Source organism: Streptomyces sp. ME02-8801-2C, assembly GCF_033793965.1.
Classification (GTDB): Bacteria; Actinomycetota; Actinomycetes; order Streptomycetales; family Streptomycetaceae; genus Streptomyces.
The window spans coordinates 100,139-120,279 of record NZ_JARAXP010000012.1 but is presented as its reverse complement, the minus strand read 5'-3'; the positions used below and the strand labels follow the sequence as shown (position 1 = coordinate 120,279).

The 20,141-nt window shown below is 70.9% G+C and carries 23 protein-coding genes and 1 pseudogene; 10 read left to right on the top strand and 14 right to left on the bottom strand.

The window, feature by feature from the left end; translation table 11 throughout:
* The first annotated feature begins 6 nt into the window (after positions 1-6).
* The gene (locus tag PV396_RS32775; RefSeq protein WP_319210844.1) at positions 7-2,076 is read left to right on the top strand and encodes a putative Ig domain-containing protein; all 2,070 of its coding nucleotides are present in this window, start codon (positions 7-9) and stop codon (positions 2,074-2,076) included.
* A 105-nt stretch (positions 2,077-2,181) separates the two neighbouring features.
* Positions 2,182-2,703 carry a hypothetical protein gene (locus PV396_RS32770; RefSeq protein ID WP_319210843.1) on the top strand — a complete coding sequence of 174 codons (522 nt, stop codon included), beginning with the start codon at positions 2,182-2,184 and terminating at the stop codon, positions 2,701-2,703.
* Here PV396_RS32770 and PV396_RS32765 read toward each other — a convergent pair.
* Positions 2,670-2,891, bottom strand: coding sequence for a hypothetical protein (locus tag PV396_RS32765; RefSeq protein ID WP_319210841.1), 222 nt, complete (start codon positions 2,889-2,891; stop codon positions 2,670-2,672). The two genes, PV396_RS32770 and PV396_RS32765, sit on opposite strands and share 34 nt — an antisense overlap.
* A 93-nt stretch (positions 2,892-2,984) precedes the next feature.
* On the opposite strand from PV396_RS32765, the gene PV396_RS32760 reads away from it, so the two are divergent.
* The gene (locus PV396_RS32760; protein ID WP_319210839.1) at positions 2,985-3,947 is read left to right on the top strand and encodes a GlxA family transcriptional regulator; all 963 of its coding nucleotides are present in this window, start codon (positions 2,985-2,987) and stop codon (positions 3,945-3,947) included.
* Positions 3,948-3,975: 28 nt separating this feature from the next.
* Here the strand turns inward: PV396_RS32760 and def are convergent, their stop codons facing one another.
* The 8 genes and pseudogenes from def to PV396_RS32720 all read right to left on the bottom strand — a co-directional run bounded on the left by def (position 3,976) and on the right by PV396_RS32720 (position 10,789).
* Complete coding sequence (gene def / locus PV396_RS32755) at positions 3,976-4,626, bottom strand: peptide deformylase (RefSeq protein ID WP_319210837.1); 651 nt, start codon at positions 4,624-4,626, stop codon at positions 3,976-3,978.
* Positions 4,627-4,775: 149 nt separating this feature from the next.
* Complete coding sequence (locus PV396_RS32750; protein WP_319210836.1) at positions 4,776-5,756, bottom strand: tetratricopeptide repeat protein; 981 nt, start codon at positions 5,754-5,756, stop codon at positions 4,776-4,778.
* A 157-nt stretch (positions 5,757-5,913) separates the two neighbouring features.
* Positions 5,914-7,122: pseudogene (locus PV396_RS32745) on the bottom strand (HD-GYP domain-containing protein).
* Between the two features lie 148 nt (positions 7,123-7,270).
* Entirely contained in the window at positions 7,271-8,533 is a 1,263-nt protein-coding gene (locus tag PV396_RS32740) for an HD-GYP domain-containing protein (protein ID WP_319210834.1), read from the bottom strand.
* A gap of 195 nt (positions 8,534-8,728) precedes the next feature.
* Positions 8,729-9,160 (bottom strand): roadblock/LC7 domain-containing protein, encoded by a 432-nt coding sequence (locus PV396_RS32735; RefSeq protein WP_319210832.1) that lies wholly within the window; start codon positions 9,158-9,160, stop codon positions 8,729-8,731.
* Positions 9,161-9,178: 18 nt separating this feature from the next.
* Positions 9,179-9,343: a hypothetical protein gene (locus PV396_RS32730; protein ID WP_319210830.1), complete on the bottom strand. Its 165-nt coding sequence runs from the start codon at positions 9,341-9,343 to the stop codon at positions 9,179-9,181.
* A gap of 185 nt (positions 9,344-9,528) precedes the next feature.
* Positions 9,529-10,344: a hypothetical protein gene (locus tag PV396_RS32725; protein WP_319210828.1), complete on the bottom strand. Its 816-nt coding sequence runs from the start codon at positions 10,342-10,344 to the stop codon at positions 9,529-9,531.
* Positions 10,345-10,423: 79 nt separating this feature from the next.
* Positions 10,424-10,789: a hypothetical protein gene (locus PV396_RS32720; RefSeq protein ID WP_319210826.1), complete on the bottom strand. Its 366-nt coding sequence runs from the start codon at positions 10,787-10,789 to the stop codon at positions 10,424-10,426.
* 163 nt (positions 10,790-10,952) lie between these two features.
* Here PV396_RS32720 and PV396_RS32715 point away from each other — a divergent pair, with 163 nt between their 5' ends.
* The gene (locus PV396_RS32715; RefSeq protein WP_307626471.1) at positions 10,953-11,318 is read left to right on the top strand and encodes a hypothetical protein; all 366 of its coding nucleotides are present in this window, start codon (positions 10,953-10,955) and stop codon (positions 11,316-11,318) included.
* A gap of 75 nt (positions 11,319-11,393) precedes the next feature.
* On the opposite strand, the gene rsrA is transcribed toward PV396_RS32715, so the two are convergent.
* The 4 genes from rsrA to PV396_RS32695 form a co-directional block, all read right to left on the bottom strand.
* On the bottom strand, positions 11,394-11,687 hold the full coding sequence (rsrA, locus tag PV396_RS32710) for a mycothiol system anti-sigma-R factor (protein ID WP_319210822.1): 294 nt from the start codon (positions 11,685-11,687) through the stop codon (positions 11,394-11,396).
* A complete protein-coding gene (gene sigR / locus PV396_RS32705; protein WP_319210820.1) occupies positions 11,684-12,364 on the bottom strand; it encodes an RNA polymerase sigma factor SigR in 681 nt (226 codons plus the stop codon). Before sigR ends, rsrA begins: the two co-directional genes overlap by 4 nt.
* A 276-nt stretch (positions 12,365-12,640) precedes the next feature.
* Positions 12,641-13,303, bottom strand: coding sequence for an alpha/beta family hydrolase (locus tag PV396_RS32700; protein WP_319210818.1), 663 nt, complete (start codon positions 13,301-13,303; stop codon positions 12,641-12,643).
* 1 nt (position 13,304) lies between these two features.
* Positions 13,305-14,120, bottom strand: a complete 816-nt coding sequence (locus PV396_RS32695) for an SOS response-associated peptidase (RefSeq protein ID WP_319210817.1) — start codon at positions 14,118-14,120, stop codon at positions 13,305-13,307.
* A gap of 104 nt (positions 14,121-14,224) precedes the next feature.
* On the opposite strand from PV396_RS32695, the gene PV396_RS32690 reads away from it, so the two are divergent.
* The 4 genes from PV396_RS32690 to PV396_RS32675 all read left to right on the top strand — a co-directional run bounded on the left by PV396_RS32690 (position 14,225) and on the right by PV396_RS32675 (position 17,910).
* A complete protein-coding gene (locus PV396_RS32690) occupies positions 14,225-14,947 on the top strand; it encodes a M50 family metallopeptidase (protein WP_319210816.1) in 723 nt (240 codons plus the stop codon).
* A gap of 144 nt (positions 14,948-15,091) precedes the next feature.
* Positions 15,092-16,435 (top strand): 3-phosphoshikimate 1-carboxyvinyltransferase, encoded by a 1,344-nt coding sequence (gene aroA / locus PV396_RS32685; RefSeq protein ID WP_319210814.1) that lies wholly within the window; start codon positions 15,092-15,094, stop codon positions 16,433-16,435.
* Positions 16,436-16,451: 16 nt separating this feature from the next.
* Positions 16,452-17,462 (top strand): ribosome small subunit-dependent GTPase A, encoded by a 1,011-nt coding sequence (gene rsgA / locus PV396_RS32680; RefSeq protein ID WP_319210812.1) that lies wholly within the window; start codon positions 16,452-16,454, stop codon positions 17,460-17,462.
* A 124-nt stretch (positions 17,463-17,586) separates the two neighbouring features.
* Entirely contained in the window at positions 17,587-17,910 is a 324-nt protein-coding gene (locus PV396_RS32675; protein ID WP_319210810.1) for a multidrug efflux SMR transporter, read from the top strand.
* A 36-nt stretch (positions 17,911-17,946) separates the two neighbouring features.
* Here PV396_RS32675 and PV396_RS32670 read toward each other — a convergent pair whose 3' ends face one another.
* The gene (locus PV396_RS32670) at positions 17,947-18,579 is read right to left on the bottom strand and encodes a TetR/AcrR family transcriptional regulator (protein ID WP_319211004.1); all 633 of its coding nucleotides are present in this window, start codon (positions 18,577-18,579) and stop codon (positions 17,947-17,949) included.
* A gap of 209 nt (positions 18,580-18,788) precedes the next feature.
* On the opposite strand from PV396_RS32670, the gene hisN reads away from it, so the two are divergent.
* Positions 18,789-19,589 carry a histidinol-phosphatase gene (gene hisN / locus PV396_RS32665; protein WP_319210809.1) on the top strand — a complete coding sequence of 267 codons (801 nt, stop codon included), beginning with the start codon at positions 18,789-18,791 and terminating at the stop codon, positions 19,587-19,589.
* A 138-nt stretch (positions 19,590-19,727) separates the two neighbouring features.
* The gene (locus PV396_RS32660; RefSeq protein WP_319210807.1) at positions 19,728-20,120 is read left to right on the top strand and encodes a cyclic nucleotide-binding/CBS domain-containing protein; all 393 of its coding nucleotides are present in this window, start codon (positions 19,728-19,730) and stop codon (positions 20,118-20,120) included.
* Positions 20,121-20,141: the final 21 nt, after the last annotated feature.

The following is a 20,141-nucleotide window of genomic DNA, read 5'->3' as shown; positions in this document are numbered from 1 at the left end:
ACCCCCATGCGTAAAACACGCACCGACAAGCCCAGGCGGAGCCTGCGAAGACTCCTGGTCGTCGCCACTCCCGCCCTCGCCCTCAGCCTCGCCGGACTCGTCGCGGCGCCGGCGCACGCGGCGCCCACAGCGCGCGCGGTCGCGCCCACCTCCCACATCAGCCAGAACTCCAGGGCCCTCACCTCCCCGGACCGGCAGACGTTCCACTCGACCGGCAAGGCCGGCCAGAAGGTGCCGACCACGCATCTGTGCGCCACCGCCGAGCCCGGCCAGGTCTCCTGTTTCGCCCAGCGCCGGACCGACATCAAGCAGCGACTGGCCGGCGCGGCCGCTGCCGCCGCGCCCTCCGGGCTCAGCCCGGCCAACCTGCACAGCGCCTACAACCTCCCCTCAACGGGAGGGTCAGGCCTGACAGTTGCCGTCGTCGACGCGTACAACGACCCCAACGCCGAGGCGGATCTCGGCACTTACCGGTCGCAGTTCGGCCTGTCCGCCTGCACCAAGGCCAACGGCTGCTTCAAGCAGGTGAGTCAGACCGGCTCGACGACCTCGCTGCCGACCAACGACACCGGTTGGGCAGGCGAGGAGGCGCTCGACCTCGACATGGTCAGCGCCGTCTGCCCCAACTGCAACATCATCCTCGTCGAGGCCAACTCCGCCAACGACACCGACCTCGGCATCGCCGAGAACGAGGCCGTGACGCTCGGCGCGAAGTTCGTGTCCAACAGCTGGGGCGGCGACGAGGCCTCCTCCCAGACGAGCGAGGACACCTCGTACTTCAAGCACCCCGGTGTCGCGATCACGGTCAGCGCCGGTGACAGCGCCTACGGCGCCGAGTACCCGGCGACCTCCCAGTACGTGACCGCGGTCGGCGGCACCGCCCTCTCCACGTCCTCCAACTCCCGCGGCTGGACCGAGTCCGTGTGGAAGACCAGCAGCACCGAGGGCACCGGCTCCGGCTGCTCGGCGTACGACCCGAAGCCGGCCTGGCAGACCGACACGGGCTGCTCCAAGCGCATGGAGGCCGACGTCTCCGCGGTCGCCGACCCGGCCACCGGCGTAGCGGTCTACGACACCTACGGCGGTTCCGGCTGGGCCGTCTACGGCGGTACGAGCGCCTCGGCACCGATCATCGCGGGCGTGTACGCGCTGGCGGGCACCCCGGGTTCCAGCGACTACCCGGCGAAGTACCCCTACAGCCACACGAGCAACCTGTACGACGTCACCAGCGGCAACAACGGCTCGTGCTCGACCTCGTACTTCTGCACCGCGACCACCGGCTACGACGGTCCGACCGGCTGGGGCACCCCCAACGGCACCACCGCCTTCACCTCGGGCACCACCAGCACGGGCAACGCCGTGACCGTCACCAACCCGGGCAGCCGGTCCACCACGACCGGCAGTGCGGTCAGCCTGCAGATCGTCGCGACCGACAGCGCGGGGGCGGCCCTCACCTACACCGCGACCGGCCTGCCGACCGGGCTGTCGATCAGCTCGACCGGCCTGATCTCCGGTACGGCGTCCACCGCGGGCACGTACCAGGTCACCGTGACCGCGAAGGACAGCACCGGCGCCTCCGGTTCGGCCTCCTTCAGCTGGACCGTCGGGTCGAGCAGCAGCACCTGCACCTCTTCCCAGCTGCTCGGCAACCCCGGCTTCGAGTCGGGCAACACCACCTGGACCGCCTCCACCAGCGTCATCGGCAACTCCACCAGTGAGGCGGCGCACGCCGGCTCGTACTACGCCTGGCTGGACGGCTACGGCTCCGCGCACACCGACACGCTGTCCCAGTCGGTGACCGTGCCCAGCGGCTGCAAGGCCACCTTCACCTTCTACCTGCACATCGACACCAAGGAGACCTCCACCAGCAGCGCCTACGACAAGCTGACGGTCACCGCCGGATCGACCACCCTGGCGACGTACTCGAACCTCAACGCCGCCTCGGGCTACGCGCAGAAGTCCTTCGACCTCTCCTCGTACGCCGGCTCGACCGTCGCCCTGAAGTTCAGCGGGGTCGAGGACTCCTCGCTCCAGACCAGCTTCGTCGTCGACGACACCGCCGTCACGACCAGCTGACCACCGCTCGGCCACAGAGCCCCGGTCGCCGCCTTCGCGGCCGGGGCTCCGGTGTGGGATCCGGATGCGCGGGTCACACGTCGAACAGCGGAAGGAGGCTCCCCCATGCGTCGAACGACCCGTCGGCACACGATCCGCCGCCACACGACTCCCGCCCTCTCGGTACTGGCCCTCGCCATCGCTCTCGCGGGCTGCGCCGACCCGACCGACAGCGGCAAGGGCGGCGGCATCAGCGTGTCGCCCTCCTCACCGACGAGCGCGAGCCCGAGCGCGTCCGCGAGCCCGAAGACGAGCCCGACGCCGGGTTCCACGGACTGTTCGCCGACGGCGACGCTCGGCGCCCGCGACAGCGGCCGGACGGTGTGCCTGGCGGTGGGCGACACGGTCCGTATCAGTCTGGACGGAACCTCCGAGCGGCCCTGGAAGCCGCTCACCGCGAGCGGCTCCGGCCTGAAGGCCGCCAACAGCGGGATCGTCCTGCGAACCGGCGACGCGAGCGCCGCCTTCGAGGCCGTGTCGGCGGGCAGGACCCGGCTGGAGTCCACGCGGCCGCTGTGCGCCACCGGGCCGGACCGGGTCTCGTGCCGGGGGATTCAGGAGTGGTGGGTCACCGTGGTGGTGAAGTAGAGGCGACGCCGTGCGGGAAGCTCCGTCGGTCCGATTCGCTCGGCTTCCCGACGAGCCCGCTCGGCCGCGCGGATCTGCTGGTCGATGCGACGGTCGCGGGCCAGGCCGATCAGGGACGGGAGGGCGAGAGCCACGAAGATCGCGACGACGACGAGGATTCCGACGATGTTGTCCGTTGCTGTGTTCATGGACATCAGTCTCGCGCCGGACACTCCTGACCGTCAGTGGCAGGACTGCCGCACACCCTCGATTTCCTGCCAATGCCGAGGCACACTGGCAGCATGCTCGAAAACGTGGCCGTCGTCCTGCTCGACGGGGTGCATCCATTCGAACTCGGGGTCGTCTGCGAGGTCTTCGGCCTCGACCGCGGCGACGAGGGCCTGCCGGTGTACGACTTCGCGGTCGCCTCGGCCGAGGGCCCGACGCTGACCACCCACGCGGGCTTCTCCGTGGGTACGGAACACGGGCTGGAGCGCCTCGAGAGCGCCGACCTCATCGCCGTACCCGCCGGCCAGACCTATGTGGACCGCGAGTACCCGCCGGAGCTGCTGGACGCCCTGCGCAGGGCGGCGGACCGCGGGGCCAGGATCCTCAGCGTCTGCTCCGGGGTCTTCGTGCTCGCCGCCGCAGGACTGCTGGACGGCCGACGGTGCGCCGTGCACTGGCGGCACGCCGACGAGCTGGCCAGGCGCTATCCGCTGATCCGGGTCGAGCCGGACGTGCTGTACGTCGACGCGGGACCGGTGATCACCTCCGCCGGTACGGCCGCGGGGATCGACGCCTGTCTGCACCTCGTACGGGAGGAGCACGGGCCCGAGGTCGCCAACGCCATCGCCCGCCGGATGGTCGTACCGCCGCACCGGGACGGCGGGCAGGCCCAGTACATCGAGCGGCCCCTGCCCCGGTCGCGGTGCGACACCGTCGGGGAGGTGCTGGTGTGGATGGAGCGCCATCTCGACGAGGAGGTGACCGTCGAGCAGCTCGCCGAGCGCGCCCATATGTCGCCCCGCACCTTCGCGCGCCGGTTCCAGCAGGAGACGGGCACCACGCCCTACCGCTGGATTCTGCGGCAACGGGTGCTGCTGGCACAGCGGTTGCTGGAGGCGACGGACGAGACGATGGACGCCATCGCCTGGCGCACCGGGTTCGGCAACGCGGCGGCCCTGCGCCATCAGTTCGTACGGTCGCTGGGGACCACCCCGCAGGCGTACCGGCGTACGTTCAAGGGCCCGGAGGCCGCCTGAGCGTACGCCTGGTCGCCTTCAGGGGTTCTCAGTCGTTCGCCACCACGGGGTACCGGGGCTCGTTCTCGGCCATCTGCCGCAGGGCGTCCTTGCGCTCGCGCTTGGAGAGCCGGTCGATGTACAGGTACCCGTACAGGTGATCGGTCTCGTGCTGCAGGCAGCGCGCGAAGTAGCCGGTGCCGCGCACCTTGATCGGGTTGCCCTTCTCGTCCTGCCCGGTCACCTCGGCGTAGTCGGGCCGGGCGAGCGGCGCGTACGCGGTCGGCACGGAGAGGCAGCCCTCGTTGCTGTCGTCCAGCCGGCGCCGGTCGGCGGGCAGCTCGACGAGCTTGGGGTTGCAGATGACGCCGGTGTGCCGCTGACCCTCGTCGTCGGGGCAGTCGTAGATGAAGACCTTCAGGTCGACGCCGATCTGGTTGGCGGCCAGGCCCACGCCCTCGGCGGTGCGCTGGCTGGCGAACATGTCCGCGACCAGCTGGTCCAGGTCCGCGCCGAACTCGGTGACGTCCTGGCACTCCTTGTGCAGCACCGGGTTCCCGACGACCGTGATGGGCCGGGAGGTCCCCCGCTCACGCCAGGCGGCCTCACGCTCCTCCCCGTCCTCGGTGTCGATGACGAAACCCTCGTCGTCCACGGGAAGCACGCCCACGTGCTGCTGATCGGTGTCCTGCTGCGCCATGACCGACGATGCCTTCCTCAAACAAGCGGGGAGAGTTGCTGATACAGGGTACGGGGAGCGCGCCCTGGGGGCCGCCCCGCAGGGGGCGCCTCAGGGGCGCGGGGAACTGCGCGACAAGCCCCCACCGGACCCGCACCCGGCAACGATCCCTAACAGACCTCTTCCAGATCCCGCCAGTCCCGAGTCTCAGGACTGTCGGCAACCCACCCGTCCAACAACCCCCTCACAAGCGAGGCCGGGGCAGCAATGCCACATTCCCGCTCGGGCGCCCAGAACTGCCCATCCGTCCGATGCCCCAGCGGCCCAGGATGCCCCGGCTCACTGTGATCGTGGGGATCAAGATGCTCCCCGTCCCCCTCATCGGACGGCATCCGCGACTCCGAGCACATCCGGCACAGCAACCGCACCGACGACGACCAGTCCTCCGCCGCGAACCCCGCGTCGGACGCCAACCGCTCCAACGCGTCCCGGTCGTCCTCGGCGGCAGCCTCCAGCAGCACCACCCACGTCGGCACGGGCGACGGCGCCCACAGCTCGATCTCGTCGAAGACGGGGTAGGAGTGCCCGGCCGCGGTGGTCCGCTCCCCGTGGGGCACCCCGTCGTGCAGCACGACCTCGCCCCAGCGCCGCCCGGAGGACGGCAGCGGGATCGACAGCACCTCGAGACGGGCGGGGTCGAGCCGCCGCCCCCACACGACCTCGGCCTCGCCCTCCGGGGACAGCCGTACGGCCGCGCTGCCCAGCTCCATCCCGGCGGGCTCACCGGCGGCGGTGGCACCGCCGGGCACCCGCAGCCCGTACGCCTGCCAGGCCCGCCGGGCCAGCGACCAGTCCTGGAGGGCGGTGGCCGCGATGCCCACGTTCCACCAATCGGGGGCCCCGGTCTCCCGGTCGAGCAGCGCGACGGCGCGCAGACCGGCCGCCCGGGCCTGCTCCCAGTCGTGCCGGAACTTGTGCAGCAGGGCCAGATTGAACCAGGACTCGGACAGCCAGGGTTCCAGATCGGCGGCACGTGTCAGCAACGCTCCCGCGTCCTCGTACCGCCCGTCGCCGATCAGCGTGAACGCCCGGTCGGTGGCCTGCCGCCATGAGGCGGAGGGCCGGTGCCGCCCCTTGCCGAAGATCCTCACGATTCCCGCCTGCCAGTGCCGTGGAGTGGGCCGGCTTCTGCCCCCGTACAGCCTCTCCCTCGCATCCAACCACGGACCGCTGGAGGGGCGCTCATTACCCATGGGTTACCCAACCGAGGGCAGCGTAAGACCGTCCACCCCTGTCCCACCACCACCTTCAGCCGATGCGCTCATGGACGACTCCGCCATTCCTGGCGAGTACCCGGGCGAGGGATTCCACCACCTCGGGCCGATAATCCCGTCCCGTCCCGAGCCGCAACTCCTCGAGCGCGTGCAGCGGTCCGCCGGCTCCGGCGTCCCGCACCATCTCCTCGTACGCGTTGACCGCCCGCACGACGCACGCGGAGATGGGCTGCTCCCGGTAGGGGTCGGCCTGCCGCTCCACGACCACGGCGACGGCCGAGGCCACCCCCGTCCGCCGTACGACGGCCCCGCCGAGCAGTGCGATCCGGCGCTGTTCCGCCACCGGGAGTACGGCCGTGGCCCCGGCCGGAACCGGGTCGACGAGGCTGAGCTGCCCGATGTCGTGCATCAGGGCCGCGTACTCCAGCACGGTCAGCTCCGCCTCGGACAACCCCAGCTCACGGCCCACCGCCCGGCTGAGCACCGCGACCCGCCGGGCGTGCCCGGCCGGGGTGTACCCGGCGATCTCGGTGGCGCGGGCCAGGGAGGCGATCGTCTGCCGATAGGTGGCCCGCACGGCTGCGTACCGCCGGAAGGCGAACTGGGTGAGAAGCAGCGGCAGCGAGAAGACGGGCAGCGCCCAGAGCCCGACGACACCGACGGCGAGCGCCATGACCACCCCGGTCGCGCACACGGCGGTCCCGATCCCCAGCACGGCCCGCAGCTCGTCCCGCAGCAGCGAGTACGGCGTCGCAGAGCGCAGTGAGCCCGAGCAGCGCGACGAGCAGGGGGCCATAGGCAGGGAAGGAGCCGGGACCGCCCCAGGCCTCGAACACGCCCTGGTTGTAGAGGGGTTGGAAGCAGATGGCGGCGAAGCCGGTGGTGAGCACGCGGCGGGCGAGATGGTCGGCGGTCGGCCCCTGGCCACGTGCGACGTGCGACGTGCGACGTGCGGTACACAGCCGACGAGGGTGGCCGCGACGACGACGGAGACGACCTGGAGCGCGCCGTGGTGCGTGGCCCGTCCGGCGTCCTCCCCGAGCAGCGCGTACGACAGCGCCCCGGCGGCGGCGAGCGGCGCCGCCTCCCGCGACTCGGGCCCACTCCACCGGGTCAGCTCCCCGAGCAGGACGAGCAGCCCGAAGGAGAACGCGACGGCACGTTCGTCGAGGCCGAACCAGAGGGTGTGGGAGAGGGAGGAGGGCGGCGCTGCCGTGAACGAGGGGTGGTAGCTGCTCGACAAGGAGGACACGAGGCCGCATTAGCTCGATCGTGTGATCGTCCCCTTCGGGCTTGCGACGCCCTGGGCCGATCGGGCTAACGTGGTGGTGCGACCTGGGACACCAGGTACGGCGTCAGCGTGCGGGGCCCCTGCTCCACCAGAGGATGGTTCAGGGCCTCCCCGTCGCCTCTGGCCGTACCCGCCTGGCCAGGTCGCACAGGGAACTGGCCTCCCGGGCCCGGACAACGCACACGATGCGTGTCGCCACCCGGGGTCGAGTACGCCGGGGACCAGTACGCCCAAGACCGTTCGGGGCGCGCGGCTGAACGGACTCACCCCCGCTCAGTCCACAGGAACGGTACCCGCTGCCGTCGAGCCGCTCGTGGTGGTGCAGGGGATCGGGCCTCGCCGAGGAAGCCGATCCCCGGACCATCTCGTGTCCGTACTCCGGATGCAGCTCGATCACCCGCCGCTCCTCCGGCGTCAGCGGCCCGTCCTTGCGCAGTAGCCGGGTGGGAACGCCCAGCTTGCCGACGTCGTGCAGGATCCCGGCGAAGCGAAGAACCTCCACTCGCTCCTCGTCCATGCCCAGTTCCCGGGCGATCATCATCGACGCCTGCCCGACCCGTTCGCTGTGCCCGCGTGTGTACCCGTCCTTGATGTCGACGGCCTGCGCGAGCGCCCTGATCGTCGCCTGGTGTGCCGTCCGCTCCCGGTGGTACTGCGCGAAGACCCACCACGACACCCACATCGGCAGCAGCACGAGCAGCGCGGCGAGGGGCCCGTAGGGGCTGCGCCACAGGACGGCCATCATCAGCCCGGCGAGCCCGTGCACGCCGACCGGCACGAGTGACCGTACGAAGAGTCCCCGCCAGGCCAGCCGTACCGGCACCTGTTCGGCGAGCGCCAGGATGCCGCCGTCGAGCAGGGCCAGGACCAGGCAGAACGCGACCACGGACACCCCGGCGGCGAACAGGGTGTACGGGAAGTCGGAGGAGACGACCGTGTCCGGCCCGCCCAGGGCTCCGTGCACCCGCGAGGCCGTCCAGGCGCCGATCCCGAGCTGTCCGGCCCGCCAGAGCCGGCGCGGCCAGGGCGTGTGTTCGCCGCCCCGCACGAGCAGCGCACCCGGCAGCGGCACGAGCGCGGCTGCCTCGGGCGGCAGCAGAAACGCACCGGCGAGCAGGACGGGCGTGTGCCGGCGGGGCGGACCACCGACGGCGCCCCCGGGAGCCGCGGCGCCGGGACTCTCGTATCCCCGGCCCGCGCCGAACCGGCCGACCGCGAGCTGCTCGCACGCCGCGCACAGCGCGGCGAACAGCGCCACGGCGCCCCAGGGGGCGTGCGCGAACCGGACGGGCGCCGCACACAGGGCGGCCCCCGCGGCGACGGCGACGACGTAGACGCGCGCCCACGGCGTGATCGACCGCATGGCGCTCCCTCCCCCGAGTCCCGCCTGTTTCAGGCTCCGGGTCAAGGAGGATAGGGCGCCCGACGGCGGCCGTACGGAGGCATTGGGCGATTCTCAGGCCTCAGGAACCGCAGATTAGCCCGTTAGAGTGAGCCGCCGTCATACCGCGCCATACGCGCCATACAGCGTCGTACGGCGTTATACGGCGTCACACCGTCAGTACGCCACATCCGCGGCCAGCACCTTGGTCAACTCCTCGACCGTGGCCGGGGATTCACGCTGGAACGCGGCGATGTCCAGCCCGTCGTCGCCCACGACGGTCAGCAGCGCGCGTTCGCCGACGGCCAGGACGATGACGTGTCCGGAGCCGCACCGGGCGACCACTTCGCGCAGCGCGCCGACCTTCGCCTGGTCGGCGATGCGACGGCTCACTCCGAGTGTGGCGGCGGCGAGCGCCGCGACCGACTCGGGGTGCACGGTCTCCGCGTCGGCCACGACGAGAAGACCGTCCACCGTGGAAAGAACGCTCTCGGAGACTCCCAGCACCCGGTCCCGCAACGAGATCAGGATGCCGGTCAGTTGGGAGGACTGAGGGGGCTGTGGGTCGGGGTTGTCGCTCAGGGGACTCGGGGGGCTCAGGGGACCCATGGGACGTACTCCTTGCGGTCAGTCGGGCTCCGGAAGAGCGCGCAACGCGCGGCGGACCCGCCGCAGCGTCTCGACAGAGGGTTGGTCGGCGGCCAGTTCTTCGGCCGTGGGGCCCAGCAGGGCGGGGTTCGGCGCACCCCGTACGGGAAGCGGCTTCCGTACGGGCAGAGGGGGTGTCGTCACACCCTGGTCGTCGAGGTCCGCCGCACTTCCGTCGGGGCTTCCCTCGGTGTTTCCCGCAGTGTTGCCTTCGGCGTTCCGGTCGGCGTTCCTGTCGGCGTTTCCGCCAGTGTTTCCGTCAGTGCCCCGCTCGGTGCCGCTGTCGGCACCTCGGTCGGTGCCTGGGTCATCTCTTCCATCGTCCGCACTCACTTCCCCCCTTTCTCTCCGCCACGGGGCATACGCCTCGGCAGCGGCTCGGTTCTCGACGGCACCGGCGGCGGGCCGGCGGCCGACGTACGGCCGGGGGTGACACGTGGCGCCGTGCTGGGCCGACCGCCGGGGACGGTCGGGGTCTCCCACCTGAGGAGCCCGAGCGTCTGCATGCGGATCAGGTCCAGCATCACGGCGTACAGCCCGCGCCCCAGCGCGAAGGCGATGTCCCGGGCCGTACGGCGCCCGTTGACCTGGTTCAGAATGTTCTCGTGCCGCCCGGACAGCGGCCCCTCCACAACTCCCGTACCCGGTACGGGGCGTACCCGGGCGAGATCGCCCGGTGGTCCCCACAGGCGGATGAGCAACGCGATGCGCCGGGTGGTCTCGTCGGTCAACCGCCGTGGTTCCACGCCCGGTCGGGCAAGAACCGCCGGCTCCCGTTCGCTCAGCTGCCAACTGCCCGGCGCGCCCAGCGACATGGCGAAGGCCCCGTCGAACACCGCGGCCGCGCAGATGACTTCGAGTTCGCCGGCGCCCACCAGCCCGTCGGCCACCAGGCGTTCACCGAGCAGGTCCGCGTCGCGCTGTGCGGCGCACGCGGCGAGCCAGTCCTCGTCGCCGATCCGGCCCGAGGTCAGCAGTAACGAGGTCGCGGTCGGCGCACCCGGTGTCTCGACTGCGCCCACCAGACCCTCGCGCAGCTGGAGCGTGCCGCCCGGGGTGCCTTCCACCCGTACTGTGCCGCTGAACCTCTCCTCGCGCAGCTCCAGCAGCAGCGCGGGCAGATTGCGCGCGGCGGACGCCCTCATGCACCCACCCGCGCTCTCGCACCCTTCGTACGAGTCATGCCCTCCGTGCCGGTCGGGCCGGCCGTGCCGGTCGGGCCCCTCACGCCAGCACCTCGGCGGCCAGGTCCCCCACACTGCGCGCGGCGAGCGCGAGATTGGCCCGGTCCCGGTCGAGCCCGGCCGTCAGCAGCAGCGGATCCCCGGCCGGTCGGCCCACCATGGCCAGGACCTGATGGCGTCGCACGCTCGTCGTGACGACACTCTCCAACTCGCCCTCGGCGCCCGCCCGGCCCAGCCGTTCGGCGACGAGGGCGGCGAACTCGGAGCTCTCCTGGCCGTCCCCTGCCTCGGCGGTGTCCCCCGCCACTCCGTAGGTGAGGCCTGTGACTGCGTCGACGAGGGCGACACCGGTGACGCCGGGGGAGTCGAGGAACCTGGCCAGCGAAGCCTCAACTGCCGTCGACATTTCGCCATTCCCCCTTCGCGTGCGACCGCTGCGCAGTACTTTGAACGACAACTTTCGTACCGCACACCAAAGTTGATGTTTTGCGACCCGCAAGTCGCTTGAGTTCGATCGTAGTTGCACGGACAGCGACCGGTCAGCGTCACTGAGGAATTGGGGCAGCAGAATGAACATCGAGACAGCGCTCAAGGAAGCCATGACCGTCGACGGGGCACTCGGAGTCGCGCTCGTCGACTACGACAGCGGCATGTCGCTCGGCACGCTCGGTGGCGGCCCGGGCCTGGACCTGGAACTCGCGGCGGCGGGCAACACCGAGGTCGTACGGTCGAAGATGCGCACGCTGGCCTCGCTGGACATGGACGACACCATCGAGGACATCCTGATCACGCTGGGTAGGCAGTACCACCTGATCCGCCCGCTGGCCAGCAGCAAGGGCGCGCTCTTCCTGTACGTCGCGCTCGACCGGTCGCGCAGCAACCTGGCGCTGGCCCGGCACAGCCTGAAGAGGATCGAGAACGGCCTGGACGTCTGACGGCGCAGCCCGAAAACGACGCCGCAAACGACGATCGGCCCCGCTTGTGCGGGGCCGACGACGTACGAGCGTGGGTCAGCTCTCGGCAGCCACGTCGTGCTCGGGTACCGTCTCGCCGGATCGGATCATGTCGAGCCGTCCCATGACCTTGGCGCGCAGGTCGGTCGGCACGTCGTCCTGACCGCAGCAGCGCTTCACGAGCTTCTTCACGGCCTGTTCGAGCCCGTACTTCTCGAGGCACGGAGAGCATTCCTCGAAGTGGACCTCGAACTTGGTGCAGTCCGAGTCCGGCATCTCCCGGTCGAGGAACTCGTAGAGATGATCGAGTACTTCACTGCAGTCCGTCTCGTGCGGCTCTCCGCAGCTCATGAGCCCGAACCTTTCGCTTCGTTCGACTCTCCGGCACCGGCCGGAACGAGGCCACGGTCACGGGCGTAGTCCTCCAGCATGCCGCGCAGCTGACGACGGCCGCGGTGCAGCCGGGACATCACCGTACCGATGGGTGTCCCCATGATGTCCGCGATCTCCTTGTACGCAAAGCCCTCTACGTCCGCGAGATAGACCGCGATGCGGAACTCCTCCGGGATGGCCTGGAGGGCTTCCTTGACATCCGAGTCGGGCAGGTGGTCGAGCGCCTGCGACTCGGCGGAGCGCAGACCGGTCGACATGTGCGACTCGGCACGCGCGAGCTGCCAGTCCTCGATCTCCTCGGCCGCACTGCGCTGGGGTTCACGCTGCTTCTTGCGGTACGAGTTGATGAACGTGTTCGTGAGAATCCGGTACAGCCACGCCTTGAGGTTGGTGCCCTCACGGAACTGGTGGAAGGACGCGTACGCCTTGGCGTACGTCTCCTGCACCAGGTCCTCGGCGTCGGCCGGGTTGCGCGTCATGCGCAGCGCGGCCGAGTACATCTGGTCGAGGAATTCGAGCGCGTCCCGCTCGAAGCGCGCGCTGCGCTCGACGGTCGACTCACTCCTGCCCTGGCCCTCGGGCTGCTCCGCCTGACCGTGTTCGGTCCCCGCGTCGGTCCCAGTGACCGGACCCACCTCCTCAGACGATGTGATGGGACCAAAACCGATCCCACTCGAATCGGAGGATAGACGACCTGCGGTCGGAGAGGCGTGAACATTGTGTCCGCCCGCCGGCCTGATAGGGCCGGTCTTCGACGCGTGCAGCACCGTCCAGTCCAGGTCAGCGCTGCTGCGACGAGTCGGGCAGGTGGTCGAACCCATGCGGCGGACTTCCTCTCGTACGAACGGTTACCCCACGCTCGTGGTGTCTGATCCGCACAACAGTGGTCCGCCGCCCGGCATTCCCGGCCCTCACCCGAGTGACGCGACCCACTCCCCCACCCGGCGGGTGATCACCGCCACCGCCTCGTCCTGTCCGAGGGGCGCCCGCTTCGGCACGACGAAGCCGTGATCGCCGTACGGCACCTCCACCAACTCGTGCTCCCCCGGCGGGAACTCGTCCGGTTTCCCGAACGGATCGTTGCCGCCCTGGACGACGAGGGTGGGCACCCCGGCCCCGAGCAGTTCGGCGGCCCGCGACTTCTCCGGCTTGCCGGGAGGGTGCAGCGGAAAAGAGAGCGCGAGCACCGCCACAGCGCCCAGTTCCCGGGCCGTACGACAGGCCACGCGGGCCCCGGCGCTGCGCCCGCCCGCGATCACCGGCAGCCCGGGCTTCGCCAGCGCGGGCCAGATGCCCCGCCAGCCCACGTCCAGCGTCTTCGGCGCGGGCGCGACCTTCTTCCCGGCCACCCGCCAGGGCTGCTCGACGAGCGCGACGGTGACACCGTGCGCGGGCAGCTCCCCGGCGAGCGCCTGAAGATCCCGCGCCTCGATGCCCCCGCCCGCGCCATGGCCGACGGCCAGGACGAACCGGGCCGCCTCGGCCGGGTGCCAGGTGACGCGGGCGGTACCGGCATCGGTCTCGACCGTCTCGACGCTGTCGGCGGTCTCGGTATGCGCTTCGGAAGGGCTCACATCAGAAGAGTGTGCCCTCCTCGGGCCCCTCCAGCTCGGTGAGCAGCTCCGGCCCGTTGTTGCGGACGTTGCTCACGGCCGTGGAGACGGGGTACGCGCGCATCAGCCCGGTCGGGGGCGGTGCGAGCAGCTCGCGCAGGTCGTCCACCTCGGTACGCGCCGGGTCGAGCCAGGCGTCCCAGTGGTCCGGGGTGAGCATGAGGGGCATCCGGGGGTGGATGTCGGCCAGGGCACGCGGGCCCTCGGCGGGGGCGACCGCGAGCGGCGAGGTCTCCGCCTCGGTGGTGATGACGGAGCACGTCACCCACCAGGCGAGCGCGTGGTCGTCCGGCAGGGTCCGGTCCCGCCAGAACTCGTACAGTCCCGCCATCGCGAAGACCGACCCGTCGGCGGGCGTCACGAAGTACGGCTGCTTGCGCGGCCGCTTCTTCCTGCCCTCGACCTCCAGCTCACGCTCGCCGGCCCCGGTGACCCACTCGTAGTACCCGTCGGCGGGCAGGATGCAGCGCCGGGTGGTGAAGGCACGACGATACGAGGGCTTCTCGTGGACCGTCTCCGCGCGCGCGTTGATCATCCGGGCGCCGCCCTCGGGCGTCTTGGCCCAGGAGGGGACGAGGCCCCATTTCAGCTTCCGGAGCTGCCGAACCGGTTGGGGGTCCTCGGCGTCCTTCAGAGGACGGTCGAGGACCGCGTAGACCTCTTTGGTCGGGGCCACGTTGAAGTCAGGGGCGAGGGTCTCCTCGGGCTCCCACTTGTCGACCTCAAAGATTCCTGCGAGATCCTCGGGCGCACGACTCGCTGCATACCTACCGCACATACGTGCCACACTGCCAGGCCCACCCGCCTCCCGACCACCACCCCTCAACGATGGCGCTACGCGCCGGCCCCCATCGACTGCGACGCTAGGAGCCTCCGCCGACAATGGACAGCACCGCATCCACCTCGCTGGCCGGCCTCTGGGACGAGATATTCGGCAGCCAGCCCGACCCCGACCTGTGGGTGGTGATAGCGACCCTGGCCGCCGCGCTCGCCGTGACCGTCCCGCATCCCCTGTGGCGCCTCTCGCGCAACGCCATCACCATCGCCCACGAGGGCGGCCACGGGCTCGTCGCGCTGTTGACCGGCCGTACCCTCACGGGCATCCGTCTGCACTCCGACACCAGCGGCCTCACGGTCAGCCGGGGCAAGCCGCACGGCATCGGCATGATCCTCACGGCCGCCTTCGGCTACACCGCTCCCCCGCTGCTCGGCCTCGGCGGCGCCGCGCTCCTCGCCGCCGGCCACATCACGGCCCTCCTGTGGCTGGCCACGGCGCTGCTGGTGGCGATGCTGGTGATGATCCGCAACGCGTACGGCGCCCTCACGGTGTTCGTCACCGGCGGCACCTTCGTCCTGGTGTCCTGGTTCGCCGGCCCCCAGATCCAGGCGGCGTTCGCCTACGCGGTGGTGTGGTTCCTGCTGCTGGGCGGAGTCCGCCCGGCCTTCGAACTCCAGGCCAAGCGCAGAAGGGGCGGAGCGGGCGACTCGGACGCGGACCAACTGTCCCGACTGACCCACGTACCGGCAGGCCTGTGGCTCTTCCTGTTCCACGCGGTGAGCCTGTGCTCACTGATAGGCGGAGGCAGGTGGCTGCTGGAGGTGTAGGCGGGGCGAACAAGGAGAGACAGGCGGAGGCCCCCGACCCGATGGACGCGCCCCGCAGGGGCAGCGTCCCAGGGGCGCGGGGAACTGCGCGACCAGCCACAACGCACCCGCACCCGAACCACCACCGGCTACTAAAGTGACCCCATGGCCCCGAACCCCGCAGACACCGCCCTCTGGCCCGCCCCGCACGCGAGCGGAGCCGTCGACGCGACGGTCCACGTGCCCGGTTCCAAGTCCGTCACCAACCGCGCCCTCATCCTCGCCGCCCTCGCCTCGGAACCCGGCTGGCTGCGCCGCCCCCTCCGTTCCCGCGACACCCTCCTGATGGCAGCCGCCCTGCGCACGATGGGCGTCGGCATCGAGGAGACGGTGTCGTCGAGCTCCTCCGTGGCGGGCGGCTCCGACGGACCCTCGGGTGAGGCCTGGCGCGTGATCCCGGCCGGCCTGCACGGCCCCGCCACGGTCGACGTCGGCAACGCCGGCACCGTGATGCGCTTCCTGCCCCCGGTCGCCGCCCTCGCCGACGGCCCCATCCGCTTCGACGGCGATCCGCGTTCGTACGAGCGTCCGCTGCACGGCGTGATCGACGGTCTGCGCGCCCTCGGCGCCCGCATCGACGACGACGGCCGCGGCGCGCTCCCGCTGACGGTGCACGGCACCGGGGCCCTGGACGGCGGCCCGGTGTCGATCGACGCGTCCTCGTCGTCGCAGTTCGTGAGCGCCCTGCTGCTGTCCGCCCCACGCTTCAACCAGGGCGTCGAGGTCCGCCACACCGGCGCGACCCTGCCTTCCCTCCCCCACATCCGGATGACGGTCGACATGCTGCGCGCGGTCGGCGCCCAGGTGGACACCCCGGAGTCGGGCGGCGAACAGAACGTCTGGCGGGTCACACCCGGCGCCCTGCTCGGCCGGGACCTCACCATCGAGCCGGACCTCTCCAACGCCCAGCCGTTCCTGGCGGCGGCCCTGGTGACCGGCGGCAAGGTCACGATCCCCGACTGGCCGGCCCGCACCACCCAGCCCGGCGACCGGCTCCGCGAGATCTTCACGGAGATGGGCGGCTCCTGCGAACTCACCGAGTACGGCCTTGAGTTCACCGGCTCCGGCGCGATCCACGGCATCGACGTGGACCTGAGCGAGGTCGGCGAGCTGACCCCGGGCATCGCGGCTGTCGCCGCCCTCGCGGACTCCCCCTCCACCCTCACCGGCGTCGCCCATCTGCGCCTCCACGAGACGGACCGTCTGGCGGCCCTGACCAAGGAGATCAACGAACTCGGCGGCGACGTGACCGAGACGGCCGACGGCCTGCACATCCGCCCGCGCCCCCTGCACGGCGGCACCTTCCACACGTACGAGGACCACCGAATGGCGACGGCCGGCGCGATCATCGGTCTGGCGGTGGAGGGCGTACGGATCGAGAACGTGGCGACGACGGCGAAGACCCTCCCGGACTTCCCCGATCTGTGGGCCGGAATGCTCGGGAACTGACGGGCGGACCGGAATCATGCGCCGCTACGGCAAGCACACCGACGAGGACGACATCCGCTCCCGCCCGAACCGCAAGGGCAACCGACCGCGTACGAACATCCGCCCGAAGCACGAGGACGCGGCCGACGGCATGGTCCTGACCGTCGACCGGGGCCGGCTGACCGTCCTGGTCGAGGACCGGATCGTCCTGGCGATGAAGGCACGCGAACTGGGCCGCAAGGCGGCGGTGGTCGGCGATCAGGTGGCCCTCGTCGGCGACCTCTCCGGCAAGAAGGACACCCTGGCCCGTATCGTCCGCATCGGCGAGCGCACCTCGCTCCTGCGCCGCACGGCGGACGACGACGACCCCTACGAGCGGGTGGTCGTGGCCAACGCCGACCAACTGGCCATCGTGACGGCCCTGGCGGACCCGGAACCCCGCCCGCGTCTGATCGACCGCTGCCTGGTGGCCGCCTTCGACGGCGGCCTGGACCCCCTCCTCGTGCTGACCAAGTCGGACCTGTCCCCACCGGACAAGCTCCTGGAGCTGTACGGCGCCCTGGACATCCCGTACGTCGTCACAAGCCGCGAGGAGCTGGAGAACGGTACCGCCGTGGCCCGCGTACGCGAGCAACTGGACGGCAAGACCACCGCGTTCGTCGGTCACTCCGGTGTCGGCAAGACGACGCTGGTCAACGCGCTGGTGCCGAACGACCAGCGGCGCTCCACGGGCCACGTCAACGCGGTGACAGGCCGTGGCCGCCACACCACCACCTCCGCCCTGGCCCTCCCGCTCTCGGGCGACGCGGGCTGGGTCATCGATACCCCGGGCGTACGTTCATTCGGGCTGCATCATGTCGACCCGTCCCGGGTGATCCACGCCTTCCCCGACCTCGAACCCGGTACGGAGGGCTGCCCGCGCGCGTGCAGTCACGACGAGCCCGACTGCGCGCTGGACGAGTGGGTGGAGAAGGGCCACGCCGATCCCGCGCGGCTCTACTCCCTGCGCCGGCTGCTGTCGACGAGGGAGCGGACGGAGGGCGACTGACCTCCGCGTTGTTTGGCAGGGGCGAGTGCCGGTAAGTGCATAATCGCACCGAGCCGGATCCGAGCGTGACGAAGCAGAGCGAAGCAGACCGAGCCAGTCGGCGTGGCACACGGGAGGACAAGACATGGCGTGGCTGCTGGTCGTTGTGGCGGGGCTCCTGGAAACCGGCTTCGCCGTCTGCCTGAAGCTCTCCCACGGCTTCACCCGACTGTGGCCCACGATCGCGTTCGCCATCTTCGCCCTCGCCAGTTTCGGCCTGCTGACCCTCTCCCTGAAGAAGCTCGACGTGGGCCCCGCCTACGCGGTGTGGACGGGCATCGGCGCGGCGGGCACCGCGATCTACGGGATGATCTTCCTCGACGACCTGGTGTCCGTCCTGAAGATCGTCTCGATCAGCCTGGTGATCATCGGTGTGATCGGCCTCCAGCTGTCGGGCTCGTCGCACTGACGCGAGCTGCGGCCCGGGCGCTCCCGGCCCGCGCGCTCAGTTCCACACGGCAGGGGAAGGCGGCAGCTCCATCACACTTTTGACGAGCTCGCCGATGCCGCCCTCCCCCGGCGGCGCGGACACGCAGGACAGGGCGAGCCGGACGGCCAGTTCGCAGGCGCGGGACATCTCGGCCGCCTCCGACTTGGCCGCGCCTGCACCGGACAGCACGGTCACGGCACGGTCCCTGACCAGGGCCACGAGATCGCCGGGCGAGGGCAGCGGCCCGTCGGCCCGCCGCTGCGCGGGCACCGCCGCGGAGGACGGCACGGCGGACAGCGTCGGCGAGGGCAGCCGTTCGCTCCAGCAGCCGGTCAGCAGGGCCCGTACGAGGACGCTGTCGCGAGCGGCCGACGCGGTCCACTCGGCGGTCGCGGTGAGCCGCTCACGCGCTCCGGTACCCGGGTCGGCGGGCCCGGTCAGCGCCCGCTCGACGCCCGCGAGGTAGGCGTCGGCCTCTCTACGGACAAGGGCCCTGGCGAGCCCCTCCTTGCTGCCGAACTCGTTGTACAGCGTCTGCCGTGACACTCCGGCCGTCGCCGCGACGTCGACCATCCGCACCGCGGACCACGGACGGCGCGCGAGCGCCGTGTAAGCGGCATCCAGTAAGGAATCCCGCGCTGCAGGCATCATTCGCCTCCCAGGGGCGAGCGGCTCTGCGCCATAGGTTTGACGCGCACGGAGTCACTGTCAAGGGTTCGCGACGGCGCCGGGGGCGCATGGCGACATTCGCACCCTGTACGCGGCCGACCGCACAGCGCCGGAGCCGGTCAACCGCGGGTGATCGCACCCGCCTCCCCCTGTAGCCCGGCGGCAGCCGTGAAAGATACGGTTCGCCTATGCCCGACTATCTCGATGACCTGCGCCTTGCCCACGTCCTCGCGGACGCTGCCGACGCCACGACGATGGACCGGTTCAAGGCACTCGACCTCAAGGTCGAGACGAAGCCGGACATGACACCGGTCAGCGAGGCGGACAAGTCTGCCGAGGAACTGATCCGGGGCCAGCTGCAGCGGGCCCGCCCGCGTGACGCGATCCTCGGCGAGGAGTTCGGCATCGAGGGCACCGGTCCCCGCCGCTGGGTGATCGACCCGATCGACGGCACCAAGAACTACGTCCGCGGGGTGCCCGTCTGGGCCACGCTGATCTCCCTGATGGAGGCGGGCGAGGGCGGTTTCCAGCCGGTGGTCGGCGTGGTCTCCGCCCCGGCGCTGGGCCGCCGCTGGTGGGCGGCGAAGGGGCACGGCGCCTTCACCGGCCGCAGCCTCTCCTCGTCATCCCGGTTGCGCGTCTCGAACGTCTCGAAGATGACGGACGCGTCGTTCGCCTACTCGTCGCTCACGGGCTGGGAGGACCGCGGTGTCCTGGGCGGCTTCCTCGACCTGACCCGCGAGGTGTGGCGCACGCGCGCGTACGGCGATTTCTGGCCGTACATGATGGTCGCCGAGGGCACCATCGACATCTGCGCGGAGCCGGAGCTGTCCCTGTGGGACATGGCGGCCAACGCGATCATCGTCACGGAGGCCGGCGGCACATTCACCGGCCTCGACGGCCGCCCGGGCCCGCACAGCGGAGACGGGGCGGCGTCCAACGGCCACCTGCACGACGAGATGCTGGGTTATCTCAACCAGCGCTACTGATCCCCCGTACGCCCTGTAACAGCCGTACGCGCCCTCTTGTTTGCCGTCTCTTTAACTGCCACCCTGAAGTTCCCCCCATTTGTGAACTTGTGAAAAACTGAACAGGGGCGGGAACTCTCTAGGAGGTGGCTCCACCCCATGCTCGTACGTGACGCCATGAGCACCGTGGTCCTCACCATCGGCCCCGATCACACCCTTCGCCAGGCAGCCACGCTGATGGCCGCGCGGCGTATCGGCGCGGCGGTGGTCCTCGACCCGGACGCCGGCGGAATCGGCATCCTCACCGAACGCGACATCCTCAACTCCGTCGGCCTCGGCCAGAACCCCGACGCGGAACGCGCCCACGCCCACACCACCAACGACGTCGTCTTCGCCACCCCCTCCTGGACACTGGAGGAGGCCGCGTACGCGATGGCCAACGGCGGCTTCCGCCATCTCATCGTCCTGGACGGCGGCGAGCCGACGGGCATCGTCTCGGTCCGCGACATCATCCGCTGCTGGGCCCCACTACGACAGCACGCGCCCGCCTGACCGAAAACACACCGAGGGCCG